The sequence below is a fragment of the Alicyclobacillus hesperidum genome, from assembly GCF_900107035.1.
Classification (GTDB): domain Bacteria; phylum Bacillota; class Bacilli; order Alicyclobacillales; family Alicyclobacillaceae; genus Alicyclobacillus; species Alicyclobacillus hesperidum.
Genome location: NZ_FNOJ01000009.1, coordinates 42,284 through 67,146 on the forward strand (window position 1 = coordinate 42,284; position 24,863 = coordinate 67,146).

The window sequence follows — 24,863 nt, forward strand, 5'->3', positions numbered from 1 at the left end:
CATGTCCCTTGTCACGCGACAAAATATCCATCCATCTGCGCAGGCGAAGGGATTCTGCGGTATACTCCTTGTTGGAGAGGAGCATCGATCGTGGATGGACTAACCATGCGGCGTCTGGCCAACGAACTAAACAGCGCCTTGACTGGCGCGAAGATCGAAAAAATCCATCAGCCTGGCGAACGCGATCTCGTCATCTCCCTGCGCTCTCCGGGGATGGGATCGAAGCGGTTGCTCATCTCGGCTCATAAGCAGTTTGCACGTATGCACTTTTTGGCTCATGAGAAACCGGACAACCCGCCGGAACCCCCCATGTTCTGTATGCTTTTGCGCAAGCATCTGGAAGGTGGCAGGATCGTCGGCGTCGAGCAACAGGGATGGGATCGCGTGATTGAATTGCACGTCGAATCCATCGACGAACTGGGCGACGTGCGTGTCTATTCGCTGGTTTGCGAAATGATGGGACGGCACAGCAACATCATTCTCTGTCGCAACCATGATGGCGGAACCAAAGGCGTCATTGACGCGATTGTCCGCGTTACCGAGGCCATGTCGCGCCATCGCGAGGTGTTGCCCGGATGCGCGTACATGCCGCCGCCTGCTCAACCCAAACAGGCTATCCAGAGCTTGACGAAAGGCGCATTCGCGGCGGTCGATGCGGCCCATTGGTTGAGTCGCGCGAATGTGATGCTCGTCGTCGAGCGCCTAGCCGGAGTCGGTCCTGTTTCCGCGCGCGAAATTCTATTTCGCGCAAGTCGCATGCACACGGTGGACGCGGGCGAAGCGGTGTTGCACTGCGCCGAGGCGCTCGTGACCTGTGTCGAGCAAGCGAGTGAAAGGCCTTCGGTTGCGATTGACGATATGGGTCGCGCTGTCGAGTGCGCCCCCTTCCTATTAACGCATCGCGATCGCTATGCCGACTGCCCGGATATGAGTGAAGCGATTCGCCGGCGTTTCGCGGATACAGGCGAAATCTTGTACCACTCCCGCTTGCAGGACGAACTGGTGCGAGTCGTCGCCGATCAAATTGACAAGTTGCGCGGCAAGCGCGTGAAGCTCGAAGCTTCGCTCGCGGATAGTGCCGACGAAGAGCGTTATCGTGTTCAGGCAGAACTGTTAACCGCTTTCGCCTATCAAGTGCCAAAGGGGGCTTCCCAGGTCGAACTGCCGAATTACTACCAGGAGGGCGAGGTCCTTTCGATTGAACTCGACCCGGCGCTAGATGCCATCGCAAACGCGCAGCGCTACTTCAAGCTGGCGACGAAACGCAAGCGCGCGCAAACCGCGGTCGCCGCGCAAATGGCAGAAACCGAGCGAGATCTCGCATACCTGGAAGCTGTGATGCAATCGCTCGCCGACACCTCGCTCGACAACCTGGAGCAGGTCCGGCGCGAACTCGTCAGCCAAGGGTTTCTCACGCCCAAAATGCAACGGCGAAAACCTGGCTCCAAACGCGGACGTGAGACTTCGCGCGATCCGGAGGCGAAACCGGCTGCGTACCTGTCCGAGGACGGGTTCGTCATGCGGGTGGGCCGCAACAATCTACAAAACGACCGTCTCACCTTGCGCACGAGTGCCAAACATGACATTTGGCTTCACGTCAAAGGCGAGCCGGGTTCACACGTCGTCATTGAACGCGGCCAGGCCGAGTCTATCCCCGAGTCGACCATCGAGGAAGCCGCATTACTCGCCGCCTATTTCAGCCGGGCGCGCGACTCGGCGACAGTTCCTGTCGATATCACGGAAGTGCGCAACGTCTGGAAGCCGAACGGCGCACGCCCCGGCTTTGTGCTTTACGATCAGCAGCGAACGCTGTTTGTCACCCCGGATCGCACCGAGGTCGAATCAATATTGCAGCGTCGGGCGGATACGAACCACAACTAAACCATGGCTGCCCGCCCGGACAAAGCTCAAGGAGAGATGGACATGAGTTCCAACCCAGTGAACAAACGCTTGATTGTCGGTGCCAACAAGCCCGCGCACGGGACAAACGTCCTCACCAACACCCAGGAAGCTATTCGCGAAGCGTTGGATCGCTTGGGTTACGAAGAGGCGGTCTACGAACTTTTGGCGGAGCCTTTGCGCGTCATGACCGTACAAATCCCCGTGCGCATGGACGATGGCCGCACCGAAGTCTTCACAGGCTATCGTGCGCAGCACAACGACGCTGTCGGTCCGACGAAAGGCGGCGTTCGCTTTCACCCGGATGTCACCCTCGATGAGGTCAAGGCACTTTCGATCTGGATGTCCCTGAAATGCGGTATCTTCAACCTTCCCTATGGCGGCGCGAAGGGCGGCATCGTCTGCGACCCGCGCACGATGAGCCTGGGCGAACAGGAGCGACTTGCCCGCGGATATGTTCGCGCCATCAGCCAAATCGTCGGTCCGGCGAAGGACATCCCAGCTCCAGACGTGTATACGAACGCGCAAATCATGTCCTGGATGTACGACGAATATAGCCGGATCCGCGAATCCGACTCGCCCGGCTTTATCACGGGTAAACCCTTGGTGCTCGGCGGTTCGCGCGGACGTGAAGCGGCCACCGCACTTGGCGTGGCTATCGCGCTGCGCGAAGCGGCCGGACGCCTTGGCAAGCAAGTCCAAGATTTACGGATCCTCGTACAAGGGTTTGGCAATGTGGGTAGCAATGTTGCCCGTATCCTCCACGAGATGGGCGCGACGATTGTCGGCATCAGCGATGCGGGAGGCGGCGTCTACCGCGAAGGCGGGCTCGACATTCCAGACTTGATTGACCAAAAGGACTCGTTTGGCATGGTCACTCCGCGCCTTGCTAACGTCATGCCAACCGAAGAATTTCTCGTGCAGCCCTGTGATGTTTTGGTGCCCGCGGCCCTCGAAAACCAAATTCACGCAGACAATGCGCCCAAATTGCAGGCGTCGATGGTGATCGAAGCGGCAAACGGCCCCACGACACCAGACGCGGATCAAATCCTGCACGACAGAGGCATCGTCGTGGTGCCTGATGTCCTGGCCAATGCAGGCGGTGTCACGGTATCGTACTTCGAATGGGTACAAAACAACCAAGGTTTCTATTGGACTGAGGATGAGGTCAACCAACGCTTAGAGGCCATGATGGTGCAAAGCGTCCACAACATCCTCGATACAGCAGAGCGCTATAGCGTATCGCCGCGTTTGGCGGCCTATATGGTCGGGATCCGCCCGTTTGCCGAGGCCATGCGTTGGCGCGGTTGGGTATAATCGAGTTCCTGAAGAATTGCCGACGCTTGTTGCCGACGGCAGAATCATTCGCGAAGGGCGTCGTCCACGGCGCCCGGACAACTGGGGATAGACATGGGGAAAGCGCTGTCACATTCAGAATCGGTGACGTATCGACTCGGCATGCAGATGCGTCGCGAAACTTGGCGCAACTTCCAAATCGATTTTGGGGGTTCCGTACTATTTGCATTATTTAACGTTGTCGTCAATCAATTTTACGCCCCGATGGCCATTCGCCACGGCGCAACCAACCTGGATGTCGGTCTGTTAAGCGCCGCCCCAGCTATCGGCATGCTTTTGTCGCCCTTGTGGGCGGGACTGATGGGGCAACGCTCGCCGAAACCGTTTGTGCTGTGGCCGCTGACTATAGGCCGAATGTCCGTCGTAATCGCGGGGATGTTTCTATCTCCCCTCGTCTTTGTTCTCATATCCTTTGTCGTCAATTTTATGAACGGCATTCAGGCACCCGCTTACCCTTCGCTGCTCACGCGCGTGTATCCGCCGCAACTGCGCGGGCGACTCATGGGTTACGTCCGTGTGGCACAAGGATTTTTACTCATTCCGCTCGCCTACGTCGTAGGCATCTGGAGCCAGGCAACGGGGGATCGTTGGCCACTTATCCTGGCTGCACTTTTTGGCACGGCCTCTGTAATTTTGTTCTGCCGCGTGCGCGAAGTCGAACCGCGCCCGGAAACCAACGAGAACCTGTTAAGTGCACCGCGCAGGTCGTTTCTGACAAGTGCTCGCCGACAGTGGTTGCTTGTGCGCGAAAATCGTGCGCTTGCGCTATTTTTGGCCGCAACGACAGCTACCGGCTTTGGCAACCTGCTTGCGGGCCCTATCTATCAAATCTACCAGGTGCATAGGCTCAACTTGTCAAACGACCAGATTGGCATGACTCGTGTGGCCTACTACATTGCACTTCTTGTGGCCTACTTTGTCTTAGGATGGCTCATCGACAAATCATCGCCGCGGCTCGCCATGTTTGTCGGCATGCTCGCATACACCCTCGCGCCTCTTCTGTACGTCGTGTTCGGATCGTATTTTGGCGTGATCGTATCCTGTATGTTCCTTGGCGTTGGCGACGCCGCGTGGGACATCGGCTGCATGGCGTACATCTTCAAAGTGACGCCGGGCCGCGAGGCCACCGCATTTGGATTGCATTACTTGTTGTTTGGCATTCGCGGTACCATCGCACCCATTCTGAGCACGGCCTTGACGCACAACATGTCGCTGTCAGCGGTGTTTCTCGCTTCTACCGCCGTCTCCGCGCTCGGCGTCGCCCTGTTTTGCTTGCCGCAGCGGCCACCGACGTTGCCATCTGGCACCTCTTCTGTCAGCGAGGTTTCGTGAGACGCGACTCTTTACGCAGGCGTGCCGCATGGGCTAAACCAAGCCAACCTGCTGGCCGCCTGCGAAGGTCGTCCACGAAAGCTTTACTGCCACGCACTTATGTCGAGGCGGGCCGGAAAAACCTTTACACCCCAAAGGTGTCAGGCGACTTGCGCCACTTCATCAGTAAGGCGATATCCGACTCTTCGATGTCGCCTCTCTCCAGTGCCACTTGCAGCAATACCTCATACGGGACCAACCGGTACGCTGGAATGCCCGTTTCTATGGCTTTCTCGCTCGCAATGTCGAAGTCATACGACAGTATCGTGAGGATAGAGATCACGTCCACCCCCGCGTCGCGCAGGGCCTGCGCCGCGTTATAGGCTGACTTGCCGGTGGACAGCGTATCTTCGATCACGACGGCTTTCATCCCCGGCCGGGCGTACCCTTCGATTTGTTTGCCACGACCATGTGCTTTGGGCTCGGATCGTACATACGCGCATGGTAGCCCCATCCGATCCGCCAGCATGGCGGCATGCGGGATACCCCCCGTCGCCGCACCGGCGATCAGTTCGACAGCCGGCAATTCATTCTCGATTATCGCCTCAAAGCCCGTGACGACGGCGTTGCGCAACACAGGATAGCCTAAGAGCAAGCGATTATCGCAATAAATGGGTGAGCGCCAACCACTCGACCAAGTAAAGGGCTGGCTGGGACGCAGTTCGACTGCGCCAATCTGCAACAAGCCGCGTGCAATGACATACGAAAGACCGTCATATTCGATGGAAAACGTATCGCTCATCCGTTCAACCCCTCCTTCATCGCCCGCCAATACTTCTGCAAAGCCGACAGCGGATCCTCCGCTGCGACGACCGCTCGTCCTAATACAAGGCGCGTCGCACCATCGCGCATCGCGAGTTTTGGCGTGGCAACCCGCGTTTGATCCTGCGCCGCGTCTTCTAACAAGCGGGTTCCAGGGACAACGCGTTCAAACGTGGGCGGTACAACATCTTGCAGCAGTTGCAGCTCCTGCGCAGAGCAGACGACCCCATCCAGTCCGGCTTCCTGTACCAGTTTGGAAAGCCGTACGACAGCCTGAGCAGGACCGCCAGCGACACCCATGACCTGAAGATCGTCGTCGCCCAGGCTCGTTAACACCGTTACCCCGATCAGCAAAGGGTTGTACGGGCTCATCGCGACCGCCTCGCGGGCTGCCTGTAGCATCCGTGGGCCACCTTGCGCGTGCACATTGACCATTTCGATTGGATATTGACAAATGGCACGCAGCGCACCTGCAACCGTATTCGGAATATCATGCAACTTCATGTCCAAAAAGACTCTCAGACCGCGAGCAAGCAATTTTTCAACCAAACGCATGCCCGCTCCGTGAAACAGTTCGAGCCCGACCTTATAGCCATCTACCGCAGGTCCCAACTGATCCACGACGGCTAACGCCTTCGCTTCCGTGTCCACATCCAACGCAATATAAGTGGCGCGACGCACGTCGTCGTACGTCGTCGCCAAAAGCTCCGTCATCTGCTCTATACTCATGCACGCCACCCACTTGACGGGATTGCCGACGTCGGACTGTCACCTAGCGCGAGTGTCTGGAAGTGAATCAATTTGACGATGTCCAGTACAGACCTCACCGTATCGAGCGATGTCAAACATGGAACCCCGTGCTCGACGGCCGTGCGGCGAATGCGAAAGCCATCCCGCTCTGGTTTCAAGCCCTTGGTCAACGTGTTGATGACCAGTTGGATGCGCCCTTGACGGATATCGTCGGCCAAATTGGGGGTCCCTTGCGCCAATTTGTTGACAATCCTGACTTCAAGTCCGCGGTCGCGCAAGTAGCGCGCGGTGCCTTCGGTCGCCGCTAAGCGGTAACCCAATCGGGCAAACTCGGCGAGTAAAGGAAAGGCCTCCGCCTTGTCTTTGTCGGCGATGGTCGCAAGAACCGTGCCATGTGTCGGGATGTTCGTTCCAGCTGCCAACATGCCTTTGTAAAGTGCCTTTTCGTAGTGCGTGTCGCGCCCCATCACCTCACCAGTCGATTTCATTTCCGGACCTAGGCTGATGTCGACCTGATGCAGTTTCGCAAACGAGAACACCGGCACCTTCACCGCAACAGTGTTCGCTTCAGCGACACGTCCACTTTGATACCCCAGTTCGGCAAGCGATCCGCCGCACACCGCATGCATCGCCAACTGCACCATGGGCACACCTGTGACCTTGGACAAAAACGGCACGGTTCGTGACGAGCGCGGATTTACTTCGATGACTTCGACCTTGCCGTCGTGGACGATGAACTGGATGTTCATCAACCCGCGCACCTGCAGGCTGCGCGCGATTCGAGTCGCATAATCCTCCATGACGGCTTTCACGTCTTCCGTCAAGTTTTGCGGCGGATAGACCGCTATCGAGTCGCCCGAGTGCACGCCAGCGCGCTCGATGTGCTCCATAATGCCCGGAATGATGACGGTCTCGCCGTCCGCGATAGCGTCGACCTCTGCCTCAATCCCATTTACGTAACGGTCGATGAGAACGGGATGCTGATCTGACACTTCTACCGCTTCATCCATGTACTGAAGAAGTTCCGACGTATCGGAGATGATCTGCATCGCCCGGCCACCAAGCACGTACGACGGGCGCACAAGCACCGGGTAGCCCAGCCCCTCCGCAGCAGCAACCGCCTGTTCCACTGTCGTGACTGTGCGTCCCTGCGGTCGCGCAATCTCAAGTGCGGTCAAGAGCTCGTCAAACTTCTCGCGATCTTCAGCCGCGTCGATATTCTCGCGCGACGTACCCAAAATGCGCACACCCGCATCGGCCAAGGGTCCCGCCAAGTTGATGGCCGTCTGGCCTCCGAACTGGACGATCACGCCCTCCGGTTGTTCGCGATCGATTACATTCAACACATCCTCAACGTCCAAGGGTTCAAAGTACAACCGATCCGACGTGCTAAAGTCGGTCGAGACCGTCTCCGGGTTGTTGTTGATGACAATCGCCTCATAACCTTCGCGCTGCAGTGCCCATACCGCGTGTACCGTGCAATAGTCAAATTCGATGCCCTGACCGATGCGAATCGGCCCGGATCCAAGGACGACGATTTTTTTCTTGCTCGACTCCTCAACCTCGTCCGCACGCTCGTAGGTGCTGTAATAATACGGCGTTGTCGCCGCAAATTCACCCGCACAGGTGTCAACCATCTTATATACCGGTACAATGCCATGCTCTTTGCGCCAACTGCGGATTGTCAGTGCATCGGTGCCGAGCAGACGAGCCAGTTCTCTGTCTGGAAAGCCATGTCGCTTTGCTTGTACAATGAGCTCTTCGTTTTGCTCAAGCAGCGTCGGCAAAGGCAATGAGGTCCGTCCCAAGTCGGCAATCGCCTGCTCCAGTTGTACCAATTTCTCGAGCTGCCACAAAAACCACCGATCGATCTGGCTCCACTTATGCATCTGCTCGATGCTTATCCCTCGACGCAGTGCTTCTGCGATAGCAAAGAGCCGGTCGTCGTCTGCAATCGCAATTTTCTTTTCAATGTCCACATCCGACCAATGCGCAGCCTGCTTGGTCCACAACGAATAGGTTCCAATCTCCAAACTACGAATCGCCTTCAACAAGGATTCGCCAAACGTGCGCCCAATGGCCATCACCTCGCCAGTCGCTTTCATCTGTGTGCCCAGTGCTCGGTTCGCACTTCGAAACTTGTCAAAAGGCCAGCGTGGAATTTTGGTGACGACATAGTCGAGTGCCGGCTCAAAGGCCGCATACGAATCTTGGGTAACTGGGTTCTTCAGTTCATCCAAGCGATAGCCTACGGCGATTTTCGTCGCGATGCGCGCGATGGGATAGCCGGTGGCCTTCGATGCCAGAGCACTGGATCGACTGACGCGCGGATTAACCTCAATCACGTAGTACTGCGACGAATTCGGATCGAGTGCCAACTGCACGTTGCACCCGCCTTCGATGCCCAGCGCATGAATGATATCGAGGCTGGCGTTGCGCAACATCTGATAGTCCTCGTCAGACAGCGTCTGACTCGGCGCGACGACAATCGAGTCTCCCGTGTGGACGCCGACCGGATCGAAATTCTCCATGTTGCAAACGACGATGGCCGTGCCGGCCGCATCGCGCATCACTTCGTACTCAATTTCCTTGTAACCCGCGATACTCTGTTCGACAAGCACTTGATGAATGGGCGAGAGCGTTAAACCGCGCTCGACAATCTCTTGGTACTCGCGCCAGTTGTTTGCGATGCCACCACCCGTGCCGCCTAGGGTATAGGCAGGCCGAATGATGATGGGGAAACCGACCTCTTCAGCAAAGGCGTTTGCCTCTTGTTCGTTTCGCACAATGGCGCTTTGCGGAACTGGCTGGCCAATCTCCTTCATCAGTTGGCGGAACAGTTCGCGATCCTCCGCCTTTTCGATCGCGCTGAGCGGAGAGCCGAGCAATTGTACGCCCTCCTGCTCGAGAATGCCGCTATTGGCGAGTTGTACCGCCATATTCAACCCGGTCTGGCCACCAAGCGTCGCCAGCAATCCGTCTGGCCGCTCCTTGCGGATGATCTGCGCAACGAAGTCGAGCGTGATCGGCTCGATGTAGACCCTGTCAGCCATGTTTTGGTCGGTCATGATGGTCGCCGGGTTCGAGTTGACGAGCACGACCTCATAGCCCTCTTCTTTTAAGGCCTGACAGGCTTGCGTCCCTGCATAGTCAAACTCCGCCGCTTGGCCAATGACGATGGGGCCACTGCCGATGACCATGATCTTGTGTATATCCGTCCGCTTAGGCATGTGTGAACCGCCCCTCCCTCACCTGGCTGATCATATCCATAAAGTTGTCAAACAGGTACCTTGCGTCGGTCGGGCCGGGACGCGACTCAGGGTGATACTGCACAGAGAACACCGGCTCCTGCTTGTGCGCCAATCCTTCGACCGTTCCGTCGTTCAAATTGACGTGCGTCAACTGTAAAGGCGTGCCTGCCAGCGAGTCCGCATCGACCATGTAGCCATGGTTTTGGGAAGTGATGTCGACGCGCCCTGTCCGCAAGTCTTTGACCGGATGGTTGGCCCCGCGATGACCAAATTTCATTTTTCGCGTTTTGGCACCGCACGCCAACGCAATTAACTGATGTCCCAAACATATCCCAAAAATGGGGACACGACCGATGAGTTCACGTAACGTCGCAATGGCGAACGGCACGTCTTCCGGATTGCCAGGCCCATTGCTGAGCATGACACCGTGTGGATGCCAGGAGAGAACATCCGCCGCCGTCGACGTCGCAGGGACGACGATAACGTCACAACCGCGATCGAGCAAACTGCGCAAGATGCCTGCCTTCATGCCGTAGTCAATGAGCACCACGCGGTGCCCTGGCCCCGGGCTGCGATACACGGTCTGCGTCGTCACGCGCTCTACCGCATCAGGCACCAACGCCTCTGGCATCCTCGCCAACAATTCGTCGACAGGCGCATCCTCTGTTGTAATGACCGCCCGCATCGCTCCAACCGTGCGAATGGCCTTGGTCAATTCGCGCGTATCGATGCCCGCAATGCCAACGATGTTGTGCTGCTGGAGATACCTCTCCAGGCTGTCCGTCTGCTTGTAGTGCGATGGACTTTCCGCAAATGTCTTGACGACAAAGCCGCGTACATGCGGATGACGAGATTCCACGTCGTCGACGTTCACACCGTAATTGCCAATGAGCGGATATGTCATCGTCACGATTTGCCCGAAGTATGATGGATCCGTAAGCACTTCCTGATAGCCCGTCATCCCCGTATTAAACACCACTTCACCAAAGCGCGTGCCCTCTGCACCGAAGTGCGTACCTTCAAACGCCAAGCCATTCTCCAAAATCAACCGCGCTATCGCGCGACCGTTCATCGTCATGACAACCGCTCCTCTCCCGCTTCATAGATCACTTGCCCTGCGCGAATGGTACTTTTGATGACGCCTGCGATCCGCCAGTCGAGAAACGGAGTATTGCGTCCCTTCGTGTAGAACGAATCTCCGTCGATCGTCCGTTCCGCCTGTAAGTCGACAATCGCGAAATCGGCACGCGCCCCTGGCCGAATAGAGCCACCGGCAAGGCCAAAGAGACGGGCCGGCCGAGACGTCATCCCTTCGATGATGCGCGTGAGCGGCACCGTGCCAGGAAGCACAAGATACGTGTAGAGGAGTGCGAACGCGGTTTCTAATCCCACCATGCCAAACGGTGCTGTCGCCATCGACTGGGCCTTCTCTGCTGGCGTGTGCGGCGCATGATCCGTCGCGATGATGTCGAGCGTACCGTCCAGAAACCCTTCGAGACACGCCTCGCGATCACGTTCGCTTTGCAAAGGCGGGTTGACTTTCCAATTTGCATCGTCGCGCTTAATCGCGGTTTCAGAAAGCAACAAGTGATGCGGCGTCACTTCAGCAGTGACGCGAATACCGCGCGCTTTTGCCCAGCGAATGACCGCCACTGACGGCTCTGTGCTGACATGGCAGACGTGTAAATGAGCACCTGTTTGTTCAGCGAGTAACACGTCCCGGGCAATCATCGCGGCCTCCGCTTCAATCGGGATGCCAAGGAGTCCAAGGCGCCTGGCCGCGTTCGGATGCACTACGCCCTTTCCAGAAATCGTCTCATCCTCCGCATGAATAATGGCCGGAGCCCCAAGTTCCTTTAAACGCAAGAACGCCTCGCGCATCCGTCCACCATGTTGAACGCCGCGCCCGTCGTCGGAAAAGCCCACCGCTCCAGCCGCACGCAATGCCTCGTAATCGGCCAACTCATCCCCAGCCTGGCCTTGTGTGATGCAGGCAATTGGATGTACCTCCGTTTTCCCGATGACTTTGGCGCGTTCAACGAGATCCGCAACGAGTTTTGGACTATCAATCGGCGGCTTGGTGTTTGGCATGCAGGCCACTTGCGTAAAACCTCCCGCTGCCGCAGCTTGCACACCAGTCTCCAAGGACTCCTTCGCCGTTAAACCGGGATCGCGCAAGTGCACGTGCATGTCGATGAACCCCGGAAACACTGCTTCACCACGCAGCTCGATGACCTTTTCGGCGCGAAGTCCTTGACCAAGTGCGACAATCTCGCCTGTCACATCGTCGAACGCGACACTCGTCTCGCGCAACTGGCCGCTTTCGGCGTCCCACAGGCGACCACCGTCGATTCGTACAATCATCCCAATTCCCCTCTCAGCATGTGATCCAGTAAGGCCATGCGCATGTACAAGCCGTTTTCCGCCTGGCGAAAGTACGCAGCTCTATCGTCAGGATCAATGGCCGGATCGATCTCGCCGACGCGTGGTAGCGGGTGTAAGATGCGCGCATGTTCCGGCAACACCGCCAGGTGACTGCGTCGAATGGCGTAGTCATCGGTCGCGCACATCTCGTGTTCCGCTTGTAGCCGTTCTGCCTGAATCCTTGTTTGATAAACGATATCTGCGCCACGCACCGCATCTTCCAAATCTTCCGCAATCTCGATGGGAATCCCGCTATCGCGCATTTCCGCTGCCAGTTCGGGCGGTAGGCCGAGCGGTTCGGGATGGAACAGGCGAATCCGAATCCCCTCCATCTTGGCGAGCAGGCGCAACAAAGAATGGACCGTGCGACCGTATTTTAAGTCGCCAAGGACGGCGACCGTTAAATCGTTCAGGCGGCCAAGTTCTCGCCAAATCGTGTACGCGTCGAGCAACGCTTGAGTAGGATGCTCACCGGATCCCGCTCCAGCATTGATGACGGGCACCGGTGAAAATGGGGCCGCGGCATCTAATTCCTCTGCACGATGATGGCGGATGACAATCGCATCGGCGTAGCAGCCGACGACACGAAACACGTCGGCCAAACTCTCGCCCTTCTTTGAAGAGGAATTTTCACGCGCATTTTCGGCGCTTACGACCTGTCCACCGAGCCGATAAACGGCCGCCTCAAACGACAGGCGCGTGCGCGTGCTTGGTTCGTAAAACAGCGTTGCGACAATATCGCCGGCGAGCAGTGCGCGGGTCTCATGGCGGGGCATTGCGCGCAACGCTTCAGCGCGCCGAATCAATTGAAACGTCGTATCGACATCGAATTGCGCAATGGAGAGTGCGTGAAACATCTAGGAATCACTCCAGTTCTGACTCAGTCCAGTTCAGTCAAGACTGCCTGTGGGCAATCCACACGCCGTCTTCGCCATCGACCTCGCGCAACCGCACGATGACCTGTTCTTCCCGCGACGTGGGTACGTTCTTGCCGACGAAATCGGGGCGAATCGGAAGTTCTCGGTGCCCACGGTCGACCAATGTCGCCAATTGCACGGATTGTGCTCGCCCTGCATCCATGATGGCGTCGAGCGCGGCGCGCACCGTACGCCCTGTGTACAACACGTCGTCGACGAGAATCACACGCCGTTTTGCAACATCAAGAGCCGGCACATGTGCCTTAGTTGGACGCGCATCGGCGCGATCGTCCCGATAGGGGGTTGGGTCAAGGGACAGGCAGGGAATGGTTTGCCCTTCGATCTCGGCCAATTTTTCGCGAATCCGTTCTGCAAGTGCGACGCCTCTCGTCACGATGCCTACGAGCACGACGTCGTCCAGTCCTTTATTACGCTCAAGGATTTCATGAGCCATGCGCGTTAGCGACCGACGCATCGCCGCGTCGTCCATAATTTGTGTTTTTTGTGACACACTCTTCCCTCTTTCCTTCTTGGAAAGGATATCTACACGAAAAACGACCACCCCGGTTAGGAGGTGGCCGTTTGCTCAGAACACCTGGCTAGCATACACCAGTTCTGCGCTGTCCGACTCCTTTCCAACCTCACGGGATTGGTTTAAAGGCAGTTCACACTATAGGATTTGCAAGAAGACTATCATGTCAGGATTCCTATGTCAAGCCAATAACTAGCCAATTCTACCCGCGCGCAACCATTCGATCAACTGTTCCATATCTGGAGGCAGTGCACTTGCAAACGACATCCACTGCCCGGTCGCCGGATGCACAAAACCAAGCGTCTCGGCATGCAGCGCCTGCCCGTCAATCGGCAGCGTATGCCGTCTGCCATAGACCTTGTCGCCAGCGAGTGGATGGCCAATTTCCGCAAAGTGGACGCGAATTTGATGCGTTCGTCCCGTTTCCAATTGACACATGACAACCGCATAGCGGTCGAATTGTTCGATGACCTGGAAATGGGTGACGGCACGCTTGCCTTCGAGGCGGGCAGCCATGCGTTGCCGGTCGTTCGGATCGCGAGCGATAGGCATATCAATCGTGCCCGACCGATGTTCCATTTTTCCGTGAACGATAGCTCGGTAATGCCGAATCACCGTGTGTTCCCGCAACTGCTCAGTCAAGCCATAATAGGCGCGCTCTGTCTTCGCAAACATCACGAGGCCGCTCGTGTCTTTGTCGATCCGGTGTACGACACCAGGGCGCATCTCACCCCCGAGTGGCGATAACCGAACACCGCGGGCCGCAAGCCCATTGACCAAGGTGCCTCGTTCGTTTCCGGCTCCGGGATGCACGACGACACCTCGTGGCTTGTCCACGACAACCAGGTCGTCGTCCTCATACACGATATGCATGGCAACATCATCCGGGACGATAACAAACGGTTCCTCGGCTGGTACCTCAATTTCGTACACGTCGCCAGGCTCCAATGGATCCGAAGCCTTGACTTTGCCGGGGCGCCGTCGTGTGACACTTCCGCTTTTCAGCCATTGCTGGACAACCGTCCGCGAGATATCAACCTCATCCTCTTGTAGGCGCTCGGTCAGCCACTTGTCAAGGCGTTCTCCTGCTTCGGATGGCGCAACCTCATAGATAACCCGCACCGCGGATCTCACTTGGGATCCCCCTTCCCGTCGTCGGATCGCTCCGTGCCTGACCGAAACGAACTGATGAGGAGAAACAATACGCCAAAATCGATTGACGCGTCCGCCAAATTAAATACTGGAAAATGAATCGTATAAAAGTACACGTAGTCGGTTACGGTGTGCGTTGGCGAAATGATGCGATCCACCATGTTGCCAAGCGCCCCCCCCAGCAACAATCCCAGTCCCACCTGTGCAAGGCGATCCAAATGCCAGCGCTGGTGAACGAATATAACGGCCACCACGACGATCGCGGCAATGAGAACAAACAGCCACGTTTGATTGGGAAACAAGCTGAATGCGGCACCGGGGTTTTGCAGATGCGTCAATTCGACGACGCCAGGGATGACCAGAACAGCGTCACCGATAGGCAAGGTTCGACGCACGATCCACTTGAGAAATTGATCAAATCCAACGGTCAGTGCGGCAACGACGTATAACAAATATTGAATCCGCTTCACGGTCATGTCTCCTCGTTGGCATTCTGCCTGCACCCACTCACGTTGTGCTTCATACCGTGAAGGGACAGTGTGCAAAGGAGTGTGGATACCGTGATTGTATCAGACGGCGGCGCCTTCTCACAAATGATCAGCGCTCCGCTCGGACTTCGCGCGGAGAAGCCGAGATCGACCGGACTGACCATGGTGATCGATAAAGGGCTCGGCTTTTCCACGCTAACAGATATTCTTGAAGTCGGCGCGGCGTACGTCGACTTATTTAAATTCGGGTTTGGTACAAGTCCTCTTTATCCAGAGCCCATTTTGCGCCGCAAGTTGGGCTTACTCAGTGAAGTGGAGGTTCTTGCCTGCCCTGGCGGCACATTGGGTGAAATTGCGTGGTTGCAGGGCTCATATACAGACTATCTGCAACGATGTCAAAGTATCGGCTTCACTGCCATGGAAGTGTCCGATGGAACCATTGAACTACCAGCAAGTGATCGGCAAAAGGCCATCGCGCAAGCCAAAGATATCTTCCCGGTCGTCGTCTCCGAAATCGGGAAAAAGCTTTCGCACAGCATGGACATCGTCAACTGCGCGCGAAGCGTCATCGCGGATTTAAATGCCGGATCGGACTATGTCATCATAGAAGGTCGCGAATCAGGTGAAGGTGTCGGCGTTTACGATGCGAATGGCAAAGTGCTCGACAACCTTGTGCAGACTTTCATCGACGAACTGCCAGCCTGGGCGAGGAAGAAAGTCATCTGGGAGGCTCCGAAAAAACAGCAGCAAGTCGAATTTATTCGCCGCTTTGGATCCGACGTCAATCTTGGCAACATTCCGGCAGGCGACCTTCTTGCGCTCGAATGCCTTCGCCTCGGACTTCGCGCCGACACGTTGGTGCTCGCTATGCAAGCGTCCCATCCTCATCGTAATCCGACAGCTCAATAGCTGACGATGGCAATGTCCGGATGTAATATTCCTGGGAAATGTGATCAATCGGGTCGACAAACCCCGTGTTATCGTCAAGATCTGGCTGTTCATACGTCTCTTCGCCAAACGCCGGTTCTTGGAAACGCGCCACGGCCTGGTAGGCATCTTCTCCGTCGAACCCGGTTTGGTCGTGATCGTCCAGCCAAACCGCACCAAAGCCAGGCCAAAGCACGTCCTCCTCGACCGGTCGATGGCGATGTTTTTTGCGCCGCTCCGCGTCTTCTTGGCATTCAATACAATAACGCGCGGTCGGCATGGCCTCCATCCGTTCTGCGCTGATTTCACGCCCACATTCGGCGCAAAGACCGTACGTCCCGGCATCGATGCGCTTGAGTGCCTCGTCAAGGTCTTCGAGATACGCTTCCTCGCGGACTTCATCGCCAACGGCCATGCCCCGGAGGAAGAGTTCACTCGCGACATCTGCGGGGTGATTGTCATACATCGATAGTTCGGAGATTTCATCGCGCATGCTGTCACCGAGATCCGCAGACTCATTGCGCACGCTGAGCCGAGCTTCGACTTCGCGCTTCTGATTCTCTAAACGCTTGCGCATATGCTCCCACTTCATAGCGACTCCTCCTGCCCTCAATACGTATACTGTCTGGTGTGTAACTGGGCCTGCACGATAGCGACCAAATCGGCGATAAACTTGCCGATGACCGGTATGTTGAGCACTTCGAGCTGCTGTAGCAACATCACGATCGTTCCTGCGATGATGGTGAAGCCAAGGCCGATGCCCAAGCCGCGAAAGATGCCGCCAATCAAGTTTAACAAGGCGAGGCGCCAAGGCGTCTGGATCAAGTCGACATAGGCCGCAAAATTGGCCCCTTCCAGATACTCGGCCAGCCGCAGCAATCCCCTGTCGGAAAGGCGACGAAGCCTCTGCTTTCGTAATCGGAACGCACTCATGCCACACCCTCCGAACGCTCTCGCCGGGTTTACAACAGCGTCGACGTTAGTGTGTCCGATCCGCCCGTGCGACATGACCGGCACGATCACGCTACAATTGTTCATGAGTCTGTCACTGGTCTGTCACCGTCAGACGTGTATGATGGAAATCGGCAAGCTTGTTTATGACTGGAGCGGTTTACGATGCGCGGAACGTGGATGTTAGCTGTGGGGTGGATCGTTGTCTGGATTGGTATAACACTTCTGGCAGGCTGCGTTCTCGCGCGCATTTGGCTGAACATCGACCTGCCATACGCGATTTATGTGATCTTCAATGTCTGTCTTGTCGCAGCCGGTCTCCTTTTAAGGTGGCTGGCTAAGCGAATGGATCAATAAAAAATAAAAGGCCGATCCTGTCGTTCAGGAACGGCCAAGAGCGAGCGTTGCACATTAAAATCCGGACTCGGCGGCCGCGACTTCACGGCGGGCCAGGTCTTTCTCAAACGACTCCCAATCCCCGGAATCCATCATCTCGAGTTGAGACTGAATCAACGAGCGGAAGCGGGCGCGGAACACCGCTGCCTGTTTCTGCATTTCTTCGACCTCAAGCGCAACTTTGCGCGCCTTATTCAAGGCTTCACTGACGATCCGATCCGCGTTTTTTTCCGCCTCACGAATGATCAACTGAGCCTCTTTTTTCGCGTTGTTCTTCAACTCTTCGGCGGTTTCCTGTGCCACCAAGATGGACTTGCTCAAGCTCTCTTCCAAACTGTTATAATGGGCCAATCGCTCGTTTACACGCGCAATTTCCTCTTCGAGTTGCTTGTTCTGTCGAATCAGACCCTCATAATCCTGAATGATGCGTTCGAGAAAATCATCGACCTCGTCTTCGTTATAACCACGCAACGAACGACGAAATTCTTTATTATGAATGTCAATCGGGGACAGGGGCATTGCGTATCCTCCTTAGTTCGACAGCCAGCATACTCTAAGCTTCGAAAATTCGTATCAAGACACTTTGTTCTTGTCTATTCGACAGCAATCTTCGATTTCCTTCCCTAATGCACCCGGAAAATCATGTATCTGATCGCAGAATACCGATACGCATTCGAATTCTGCCCGATCTCGATGTACCGACCGCCTCAACGACGCGAATCCGTCCAAAGCCCCGCACCGACAAGATGTCTCCCGGTCTAACCTCATCCCGTGCGACAGCTTCGACAAAGTTGAGTGACACATAGCCACGGGCCACATGCTCTTGTGCATTGGCACGCGAAAGATGGCACGCCTGCGCCACAATCGCGTCGATGCGGGGTGACATGACAAAGATGTCTTGCTCTTCATAGGCCGGTGGTGGCAACTGCGGTGGATCTTCAAGGAGTACCACCTCCACGACCCCGCGACCAACACGATGCAACTCCCTCGCCAAAAACGAACCCATGGCAGAAGTTGCAAAGACATACGCACGCTTCTGATCAAATACCGCGATATCCCCGACCGTTTTACGTTGTATGCCGAGCCCCAAGACAGACCCCAGTACATCTCGATGTCGGATGGGCTGCTCCAGCGCCGTGATCGCTAAGCACTTGATATCATAGTCGCTCGCCTCTGGGTGCCAGTCCTCTGGCATGAGCAACATCCGAACGCGCTCCGCGTCGGTATAGCCACCGAAGTCAGAAGTGACCAGGCCAGAGTGGCGCGCCGCACTCTCGGCAATCCATCGCTCACGAGGCGTTAAAAAGTCCGTCAAGTACCACGTTCCCCGTGCATGGACATGTGCGGCCCAGTCTTCGACTTGTTTTAGAAATGGCCTCTCCTCTTCTCGCAACCACGCTCCACTGCTCATGGCTTCTGTCGTTCCGCCTCTCGTCAGTATTTCCCAAGCAATTGAGCCAGGGTGGTGTCTACACCCGCTTCGATCACGAGGTACACCACCACCCCAATCATCCACGAGATATCCAACGACATACGCCCTATGGAAAGCGGCCGAATATTGCGCCGAAATATCCGTAAATACGGGGTTGACAATTCAATGAACCAACGTGCAACACGATACTGGCGAACGTCGGGAACCATTTCAACGACCGCACCAGCCAATAGCACAAACCAATATATTGAAAACATCCATTCGACCAACCGAGCCAGTACGTCCAAGCGAATGCCTCCCACCTTTACGGATTGACCAAACGACGGCCAATGCGGATCATTGTCGCACCTTCTTCAATCGCGACTGGGAAATCCTGCGACATCCCCATCGAAAGTTGGTCAAAGGTCGCCAGAGACAGACGGCTTTGCAAGTCATCGCGCAGTTCGCGCAATGTACGAAAGACGGGACGTACTTGTTCCGGATCGTCAACCTGTGGAGCCATCGTCATCAAACCACGCAGTACGAGGTTGGGCATCCCAATCATCGCCGTTGCGGCCGCCAGACACGCTTCGGGTGGAAAACCATGCTTCTGTGATTCCTGTGCAACGTTGACCTGAATGAGCACGTTAAGTGTTCTGTCTAGACGCTGTGCTGCCTCTGCAAGGGCGAGCGCAAGTTCAAGCCTGTCCACGGAATGCACCCAGTCAAAGCGCGGCGTAACATACTTGACTTTGTTAGTTTGCAGCGTACCGATGAAATGCCAAGTCAGCTGTGTTGCGGCTGGATGCATCAGCTTCTCGCGTGCTGCCTGCCACCGATTTTCCGCCGCATCCTTGATGCCATTCGCAGAAAGAGCCGGTAAAATATCAGGCGGTGCTGTCTTTGTCACGGCGATCACGCGCACGTCCGCCGGATCGCGGCCGACTTTCGCACAGGCCGCTTCGACGTGCAGACGAATCGCCGACACATTCTCATGTACGTATGCAAAATCCATATGTGCCCCCTACTGAATCAACGTTGCGGATCCGTCAGTGCGATGATGGCCATCTGCCGGCCAGCCTGACCTTGCTCGCGCCTGTGCGAAAACAGGTGTTGGTTCCGGCAGGCAGTACATAGTCCACAATCGTCGACATGTTCTGGTCGCAACCCAGCGTGAATCAAGTCGATGCGAACTGCATCGGGTAGACTAAACCAATATTTTTCGTCTCGTCCAAACCGAGTAAGAAGCGCGCGCTCCATGTGTGTACCCCGCACTTCGCGCGCTACCGTTTCGTCAACTTCATAACAACAACGACGTATACAAGGCCCGATTGCCGCTCGAATATCGCCTACGTGGCTGCCATATTCGTTGACCATACGTGCTACGACTGCCCTCGAAATGCCTTTGACCGTGCCACGCCACCCGGAATGTGCGGCTGCCACCACGCGTTGTACGGGATCGTAAAACAACACGGGAGCGCAATCAGCAACCAAAATTCCAAGTACAACACCGACATCTCTCGTTACCTGTGCGTCTCCCTCAGGACGCACAGCCGCATGGTCTGCTACGCGTGTGGCCATGGATCTTGTGACATCGATCACGTCCGTACCATGAACCTGGCGTACAAACGAAGCGCAATCGCTAGGCAACTGCAAGCGCTCAAGAAACCACGACCGATTGGCCGCCGCGTCGTTGGGGTCAATCCGCCCCACATACGACACATCCCGTTCAACAGCCGGCCAAGCATCATCGTGGCGAAACAAAAACATGGCGCATACACCGGCCTCAGCCCAGCCCGGGCGTACGCCAATGCCGCCATGATTCCCAACGATGTTCGTCAGCACGTGCATCACCCCACCCTCATCATACATGACGCGGAGGCTGACTGACTATCCATCAGTAGCCTCCTGTGCCACGCTTTCCAGATTGAGGAGGGAGATAATAACCAGTTTCATGAGGTGGACGCAAATCGACGAGAATGACGTCCGTGCCAATTTTGACAATCTGATTCCACGGTATCACATAATCTTGCGTGCTGCCAACCATGCCGAAAAAGCGGCCTTGACCTGGTATCACGATGGAGCGAATCAATCCACTATCGAGATCAATCTCCATGTCCCCAATGGTTCCGAGCCGCTTTCCGTCTTCGACATTGACGACATCCTTCGCTTGCAATTCGGAAATTCGCATCACCGTAGAGCCGCCTCCATTCGGTCACATGTTCATCATATGACCGAATGTGTCCCGTTTACGACTGGATGTGTTTGTGCATACGATTGATTGCGGCTTTTTCAAGCCGCGAGACCTGTGCCTGCGAGATGCCGATCTCGTCGGCCACCTCCATTTGCGTCTTACCCTCGTAAAAGCGCATGGAGAGAATCTTCTTTTCTCGGTCCGTCAATTTGTGCATCGCTTCGCGCAAGGCAATACCTTCGACCCAAGAGCTATCCTTTTCTCGTTCATCATGAATTTGATCCATGACATAAATCGGATCGCCCCCGTCGTGATAAATAGGCTCAAACATCGAGACCGGGTCCTGAATGGCATCCAAGGCAAAAACGACCTCCTCCTTTGGGAGGTCCATTTCCTTGGCGATCTCGACAATAGTCGGCTCACGCAGGTGTTTTGTGGTCAACATATCTCGTATTTGCAGAGCTTTATAGGCGATATCGCGCAGTGACCGACTGACGCGAATCGGGTTGTTGTCCCGCAGATAGCGACGAATTTCACCGACAATCATCGGTACAGCGTAAGTGGAGAAACGCACGTTTTGGCTTAAGTCAAAATTATCGATTGCTTTCATGAGTCCGATGCAACCGACCTGAAATAGGTCGTCCACATATTCTCCGCGATTGTTAAACCGCTGGATGACGGAGAGAACCAAACGCAGATTGCCGTTCACCAATTTCTCACGTGCAGATAGATCGCCCGCCTGTAGTGAGGTGAACAATTCGCGCATCTGAGCATTGGTCAAAACGGGAAGTTGCGAGGTGTTGACGCCGCAGATCTCAACCTTGTTGCGTTTCAAAGAAGTCCCCCCAAAGGTGCCTGCTCGTCTGACACGGAGTATGTAGTATTTCCCAGAATTCGTCTTCAGTATCTCCGCGGCTTGCTAAGTTATGCACCATTCAGAGGGACATCCCATGAGAGCTTCAAACGCATCACAACATCTTGTTGAATTCGCGCTGTAGACGCTTTAAAATTCGCTTTTCCAAACGAGATATGTAGGACTGTGAAATCCCGAGCAGATCTGCCACATCTTTTTGTGTCATCTCCTGCCCGGTGCCTAAACCAAACCGAAGCTGCATGATTTTACGCTCCCGTTCCGACAACTTGTCGAGTGCATCATAGAGAAGTTCGCGATCCACCTCGTCTTCCAGGTTACGATAAATGGTATCGGATTCGGTTCCAAGTACGTCCGAAAGCAAAAGTTCGTTGCCGTCCCAATCGACGTTCAAAGGCTCGTCAAACGATACTTCTGAGCGAAGTTTGTTGTTGCGGCGCAAATACATAAGGATTTCGTTTTCGATACAACGAGATGCGTATGTGGCGAGTTTAATTTTTTTACTGGGATCAAACGTGTTCACAGCCTTGATTAAACCGATCGTCCCAATAGATACCAAATCTTCGATATGAATGCCAGTGTTTTCAAACTTACGCGCGATGTACACAACAAGTCGCAAGTTGCGCTCGATAAGCATGGAACGAACGGATTCATCGCCAGATGGCAGCCGTTCGAGCAAATACTGTTCTTCTTCGCGCGTCAGCGGCGGTGGTAACGCCTCGCTGCCCCCGACGTAGTATACTTCGTCAAGAGGACCGTGGATGCGAATCCGAATGCGCAGATACAGCAACCGCAGCCGAAGACGCAGCAGACGATTCATGTCTTTGAGCGATCGCAATCCTTTCAACCTCATCAACTCCATTCATCAAGTCCATATGCAAAATCGCCTGAAAGGATCCGTCAGCACTGAGCTTGCCAGGAAATGCTGCGAACAGGCACGCTTCGGTGACCATTGTCCTCGTACCGCCTCGCTCAATGTAAACAACTTGTGGCCGCAAGGCGATGGTCAATCCTCGTCCAGAGGCGCTTTGGTAGGGGACCAACGCGATGTGATGACAAGCGGCAACGGTAGCCAAAGCCGCAAACAAATCTCCCCCCGACTTGACCGCTTCGCCCAGCTCGCTTGGCAACACGGGCAGAAGCACCTCCATATCGACAAACGATACAGGACGCTTTGATACCGGATCGGTCAATTGATTGCCAGAGTCGAACAGGCCCGTGAAACGCAATGATACACCATCAAATTCGGCTTCAACCAACGCCGAAAAATTTTGTAACCGCGATTGCTTACGCAGATGTAACAACAAGCGACGGACGACAAACAAACAGAGCGGTACCCCGACCATCATGGCAAACGTCTCCCCAGACGTTCGGAAGATCAAGCCATGTTGGGTGAGTAGCGATTTGTCCAACGACACGCCTGGAACGGTGAAGCCAAGCGCGATGGACGCGCCAGCAAACACAAACGCAACAATGTAATACGCCCCAAGCAAACGGGCGAGATCGATCAGGTGCTTGTATGGAAGGGCAATCCATACCATGACAACCGACACGAGTGCCTTTCCCGGCCAGGTGGTTAGTGGGGACAATGCGGGAAAGAACAACAAGAGCGAATAGCATGCGCCGACAAGCGCGCCAAGGGCGAGACGCCGCAACCGAGCACGCCGCTTCATCAACCAGCCTGTGGTCCAAAGCAGGATAAAATCCATCACTAGGTTGACGAGCCAAACAACGTCGATGTAGACGACCGGCACCGCCTGCACACCATCACCTCGCGATGGGCCACGGCGTGTCCCAAAAGGTGCTGGACGGCCTTGAATCACCTGCCATCCTTATGGATGACAGTATAGTTTATCTCTATTACGAAGCCTGTCGGAACTTGCCTGCGATCTCATAGACTTTTTGTAGAAGTATCACGAGGAATGTTGAGGAGGGCGTGCAAACCTGTCAACGGTCGACCATTGCACACAATAGGAAAGGCCGTGCGGCAAGACTTTAAGCTATGCGCACGGCCCCCTACTTCAAAAAAGAGCATATGGAACGCTTCTTAACGATCTCGGCCGAACTTGCTTCCGTTCTGCCGGCGCATGAACGCAGGAACATCCCAAGTGTTTCCTGTATTCGGCACATTGGGTGGTGCATCTTGCACTACAGAATGGCGTTGCACCGTTCCCCGCACCGCTGGTTCGTGTAAGTCATGATGCGTGTGACCCGGGCGCTGCGTGTGTTGCTGATTGCCTTCAAATCCCGTGGCAATCACCGTTACGACAATTTCGTCCTGCAATTCAGGGTCGATAGCAGCACCGAAAATCATGTTAACTTCCGCATCCGCAGTCGTTGACACTATATCGGCTGCTTCGTTGACTTCCCACAAACTTAAGTTCGTGCCGCCCGCGACGTGCATCAACACCCCGCGTGCGCCGTCGATGGACGTTTCGAGCAAGGGCGAGGAAATCGCCTTTTTCGCCGCTTCCGCCGCCCGATTTTCGCCTGACGCGATTCCGATACCCATGAGCGCCGACCCTCGCTCAGTCATAATGGCTTTCACGTCCGCGAAGTCGACGTTGATCAAAGCCGGCGTTGCAATCAACTCTGAAATACCCGAAACGCCTTGCCTGAGCACATTGTCCGCTTCGCGGAACGCCTCGAGGACTGGCGTGTTGCGATCAACAATTTCGAGCAATCGGTCGTTGGGGATAACGATGAGGGTGTCCACCTTCTCCTTGAGTTCAGCTACACCCTGTTCCGCCTGAATCATGCGACGGCGCTGCTCGAACCGAAACGGCTTCGTGACGACACCCACCGTCAACGCGCCAAGTTCCTTCGAAATTTCAGCGATGACAGGCGCTGCACCCGTTCCCGTACCGCCGCCCATGCCCGCGGTCACGAAGACCATATCCGCACCGCGCAAAGCGTTGGCCAACATTTCGCGGCTCTCCTCGGCAGCCTTCTTTCCGATCTCTGGATTCGCTCCAGCACCCAAGCCGCGTGTTAGTTTTTCGCCAATTTGCAGACGCGTCTCTGCCTTCGCCAGCTTTAAAGCCTGTGCGTCCGTATTGACGACGATGAACTCGACACCCTTAACACCTGATTCAATCATTCGGTTGACCGCGTTACACCCGCCGCCGCCGACGCCTATCACCTTGATATTGGCAAGGGAATCCGATTCAAAATCAAATTCCAACATGATGGCTCCTCCTAATCTCTATGG

General features: G+C 55.6%; 26 protein-coding genes. 5 read left to right on the top strand and 21 right to left on the bottom strand.

All coding sequences use genetic code 11. The features are described 5' to 3' along the window. Window positions 1–90: 90 nt before the first annotated feature. The 3 genes from BLU70_RS08275 to BLU70_RS08285 all read left to right on the top strand — a co-directional run bounded on the left by BLU70_RS08275 (window position 91) and on the right by BLU70_RS08285 (window position 4,587). On the top strand, window positions 91–1,881 hold the full coding sequence (locus BLU70_RS08275; RefSeq protein WP_006446887.1) for an Rqc2 family fibronectin-binding protein: 1,791 nt from the start codon (window positions 91–93) through the stop codon (window positions 1,879–1,881). Window positions 1,882–1,923: 42 nt separating this feature from the next. After that, window positions 1,924–3,216, top strand: a complete 1,293-nt coding sequence (locus tag BLU70_RS08280) for a Glu/Leu/Phe/Val family dehydrogenase (protein ID WP_081503929.1) — start codon at window positions 1,924–1,926, stop codon at window positions 3,214–3,216. Between the two features lie 93 nt (window positions 3,217–3,309). Continuing rightward, the gene (locus BLU70_RS08285) at window positions 3,310–4,587 is read left to right on the top strand and encodes an MFS transporter (RefSeq protein ID WP_006446885.1); all 1,278 of its coding nucleotides are present in this window, start codon (window positions 3,310–3,312) and stop codon (window positions 4,585–4,587) included. Between the two features lie 124 nt (window positions 4,588–4,711). Here the strand turns inward: BLU70_RS08285 and pyrE are convergent, their stop codons facing one another. The 9 genes from pyrE to lspA all read right to left on the bottom strand — a co-directional run bounded on the left by pyrE (window position 4,712) and on the right by lspA (window position 14,884). Then, complete coding sequence (gene pyrE / locus BLU70_RS08290) at window positions 4,712–5,368, bottom strand: orotate phosphoribosyltransferase (protein ID WP_006446884.1); 657 nt, start codon at window positions 5,366–5,368, stop codon at window positions 4,712–4,714. Beyond that, a complete protein-coding gene (gene pyrF / locus BLU70_RS08295; RefSeq protein WP_237716438.1) occupies window positions 5,365–6,117 on the bottom strand; it encodes an orotidine-5'-phosphate decarboxylase in 753 nt (250 codons plus the stop codon). The genes pyrE and pyrF overlap by 4 nt, the downstream gene beginning before the upstream one ends. Beyond that, window positions 6,114–9,368, bottom strand: coding sequence for a carbamoyl-phosphate synthase large subunit (carB, locus tag BLU70_RS08300; RefSeq protein WP_074693182.1), 3,255 nt, complete (start codon window positions 9,366–9,368; stop codon window positions 6,114–6,116). Before carB ends, pyrF begins: the two co-directional genes overlap by 4 nt. Continuing rightward, window positions 9,361–10,467 carry a glutamine-hydrolyzing carbamoyl-phosphate synthase small subunit gene (carA, locus tag BLU70_RS08305; protein WP_006446881.1) on the bottom strand — a complete coding sequence of 369 codons (1,107 nt, stop codon included), beginning with the start codon at window positions 10,465–10,467 and terminating at the stop codon, window positions 9,361–9,363. Before carA ends, carB begins: the two co-directional genes overlap by 8 nt. Further along, the gene (locus BLU70_RS08310; RefSeq protein WP_006446880.1) at window positions 10,464–11,753 is read right to left on the bottom strand and encodes a dihydroorotase; all 1,290 of its coding nucleotides are present in this window, start codon (window positions 11,751–11,753) and stop codon (window positions 10,464–10,466) included. The genes carA and BLU70_RS08310 overlap by 4 nt, the downstream gene beginning before the upstream one ends. Next, window positions 11,750–12,670 (bottom strand): aspartate carbamoyltransferase, encoded by a 921-nt coding sequence (pyrB, locus tag BLU70_RS08315; protein WP_006446879.1) that lies wholly within the window; start codon window positions 12,668–12,670, stop codon window positions 11,750–11,752. The genes BLU70_RS08310 and pyrB overlap by 4 nt, the downstream gene beginning before the upstream one ends. Window positions 12,671–12,707: 37 nt before the next feature. Then, window positions 12,708–13,241 (bottom strand): bifunctional pyr operon transcriptional regulator/uracil phosphoribosyltransferase PyrR, encoded by a 534-nt coding sequence (gene pyrR, locus BLU70_RS08320; protein ID WP_040289394.1) that lies wholly within the window; start codon window positions 13,239–13,241, stop codon window positions 12,708–12,710. Between the two features lie 213 nt (window positions 13,242–13,454). Beyond that, the gene (locus BLU70_RS08325; protein WP_074693183.1) at window positions 13,455–14,396 is read right to left on the bottom strand and encodes an RluA family pseudouridine synthase; all 942 of its coding nucleotides are present in this window, start codon (window positions 14,394–14,396) and stop codon (window positions 13,455–13,457) included. Continuing rightward, window positions 14,393–14,884, bottom strand: coding sequence for a signal peptidase II (lspA, locus tag BLU70_RS08330; protein WP_040289393.1), 492 nt, complete (start codon window positions 14,882–14,884; stop codon window positions 14,393–14,395). The genes BLU70_RS08325 and lspA overlap by 4 nt, the downstream gene beginning before the upstream one ends. Window positions 14,885–14,974: 90 nt before the next feature. Here lspA and comA point away from each other — a divergent pair, with 90 nt between their 5' ends. Beyond that, window positions 14,975–15,811, top strand: coding sequence for a phosphosulfolactate synthase (gene comA / locus BLU70_RS08335; protein WP_100218625.1), 837 nt, complete (start codon window positions 14,975–14,977; stop codon window positions 15,809–15,811). Here comA and BLU70_RS08340 read toward each other — a convergent pair. Together BLU70_RS08340 and BLU70_RS08345 are read right to left on the bottom strand one after the other, a co-directional pair. Then, window positions 15,768–16,421: a TraR/DksA C4-type zinc finger protein gene (locus BLU70_RS08340; protein WP_074693184.1), complete on the bottom strand. Its 654-nt coding sequence runs from the start codon at window positions 16,419–16,421 to the stop codon at window positions 15,768–15,770. The two genes, comA and BLU70_RS08340, sit on opposite strands and share 44 nt — an antisense overlap. A gap of 17 nt (window positions 16,422–16,438) precedes the next feature. Further along, window positions 16,439–16,762, bottom strand: coding sequence for a DUF5665 domain-containing protein (locus BLU70_RS08345; RefSeq protein ID WP_074693185.1), 324 nt, complete (start codon window positions 16,760–16,762; stop codon window positions 16,439–16,441). Window positions 16,763–16,945: 183 nt separating this feature from the next. Between BLU70_RS08345 and BLU70_RS08350 the strand changes: the two genes are divergently transcribed. After that, on the top strand, window positions 16,946–17,137 hold the full coding sequence (locus BLU70_RS08350) for a hypothetical protein (RefSeq protein ID WP_058094018.1): 192 nt from the start codon (window positions 16,946–16,948) through the stop codon (window positions 17,135–17,137). A 54-nt stretch (window positions 17,138–17,191) separates the two neighbouring features. Here BLU70_RS08350 and BLU70_RS08355 read toward each other — a convergent pair whose 3' ends face one another. From BLU70_RS08355 to ftsZ, 10 genes are all read right to left on the bottom strand, one after another. Beyond that, complete coding sequence (locus tag BLU70_RS08355; RefSeq protein ID WP_040289390.1) at window positions 17,192–17,695, bottom strand: DivIVA domain-containing protein; 504 nt, start codon at window positions 17,693–17,695, stop codon at window positions 17,192–17,194. A gap of 121 nt (window positions 17,696–17,816) precedes the next feature. Beyond that, a complete protein-coding gene (locus BLU70_RS08360; protein ID WP_006446870.1) occupies window positions 17,817–18,587 on the bottom strand; it encodes a YlmH family RNA-binding protein in 771 nt (256 codons plus the stop codon). Window positions 18,588–18,610: 23 nt separating this feature from the next. Beyond that, the gene (locus BLU70_RS08365; RefSeq protein ID WP_040289389.1) at window positions 18,611–18,895 is read right to left on the bottom strand and encodes a YggT family protein; all 285 of its coding nucleotides are present in this window, start codon (window positions 18,893–18,895) and stop codon (window positions 18,611–18,613) included. A gap of 17 nt (window positions 18,896–18,912) precedes the next feature. Further along, on the bottom strand, window positions 18,913–19,602 hold the full coding sequence (locus tag BLU70_RS08370; protein WP_074693186.1) for a YggS family pyridoxal phosphate-dependent enzyme: 690 nt from the start codon (window positions 19,600–19,602) through the stop codon (window positions 18,913–18,915). A gap of 17 nt (window positions 19,603–19,619) precedes the next feature. Next, window positions 19,620–20,438, bottom strand: coding sequence for a peptidoglycan editing factor PgeF (pgeF, locus tag BLU70_RS08375; protein ID WP_040289387.1), 819 nt, complete (start codon window positions 20,436–20,438; stop codon window positions 19,620–19,622). A gap of 46 nt (window positions 20,439–20,484) precedes the next feature. Continuing rightward, complete coding sequence (locus BLU70_RS08380) at window positions 20,485–20,781, bottom strand: YlmC/YmxH family sporulation protein (RefSeq protein WP_006446866.1); 297 nt, start codon at window positions 20,779–20,781, stop codon at window positions 20,485–20,487. Window positions 20,782–20,836: 55 nt separating this feature from the next. Further along, window positions 20,837–21,616, bottom strand: a complete 780-nt coding sequence (sigG, locus tag BLU70_RS08385) for an RNA polymerase sporulation sigma factor SigG (protein WP_006446864.1) — start codon at window positions 21,614–21,616, stop codon at window positions 20,837–20,839. Window positions 21,617–21,749: 133 nt separating this feature from the next. Then, window positions 21,750–22,472 (bottom strand): RNA polymerase sporulation sigma factor SigE, encoded by a 723-nt coding sequence (gene sigE / locus BLU70_RS08390; protein ID WP_040289386.1) that lies wholly within the window; start codon window positions 22,470–22,472, stop codon window positions 21,750–21,752. Further along, window positions 22,399–23,415, bottom strand: coding sequence for a sigma-E processing peptidase SpoIIGA (locus BLU70_RS08395; protein ID WP_040289429.1), 1,017 nt, complete (start codon window positions 23,413–23,415; stop codon window positions 22,399–22,401). Before BLU70_RS08395 ends, sigE begins: the two co-directional genes overlap by 74 nt. A gap of 284 nt (window positions 23,416–23,699) precedes the next feature. Beyond that, window positions 23,700–24,839, bottom strand: a complete 1,140-nt coding sequence (gene ftsZ / locus BLU70_RS08400) for a cell division protein FtsZ (RefSeq protein WP_006446859.1) — start codon at window positions 24,837–24,839, stop codon at window positions 23,700–23,702. Window positions 24,840–24,863 lie beyond the last annotated feature (24 nt).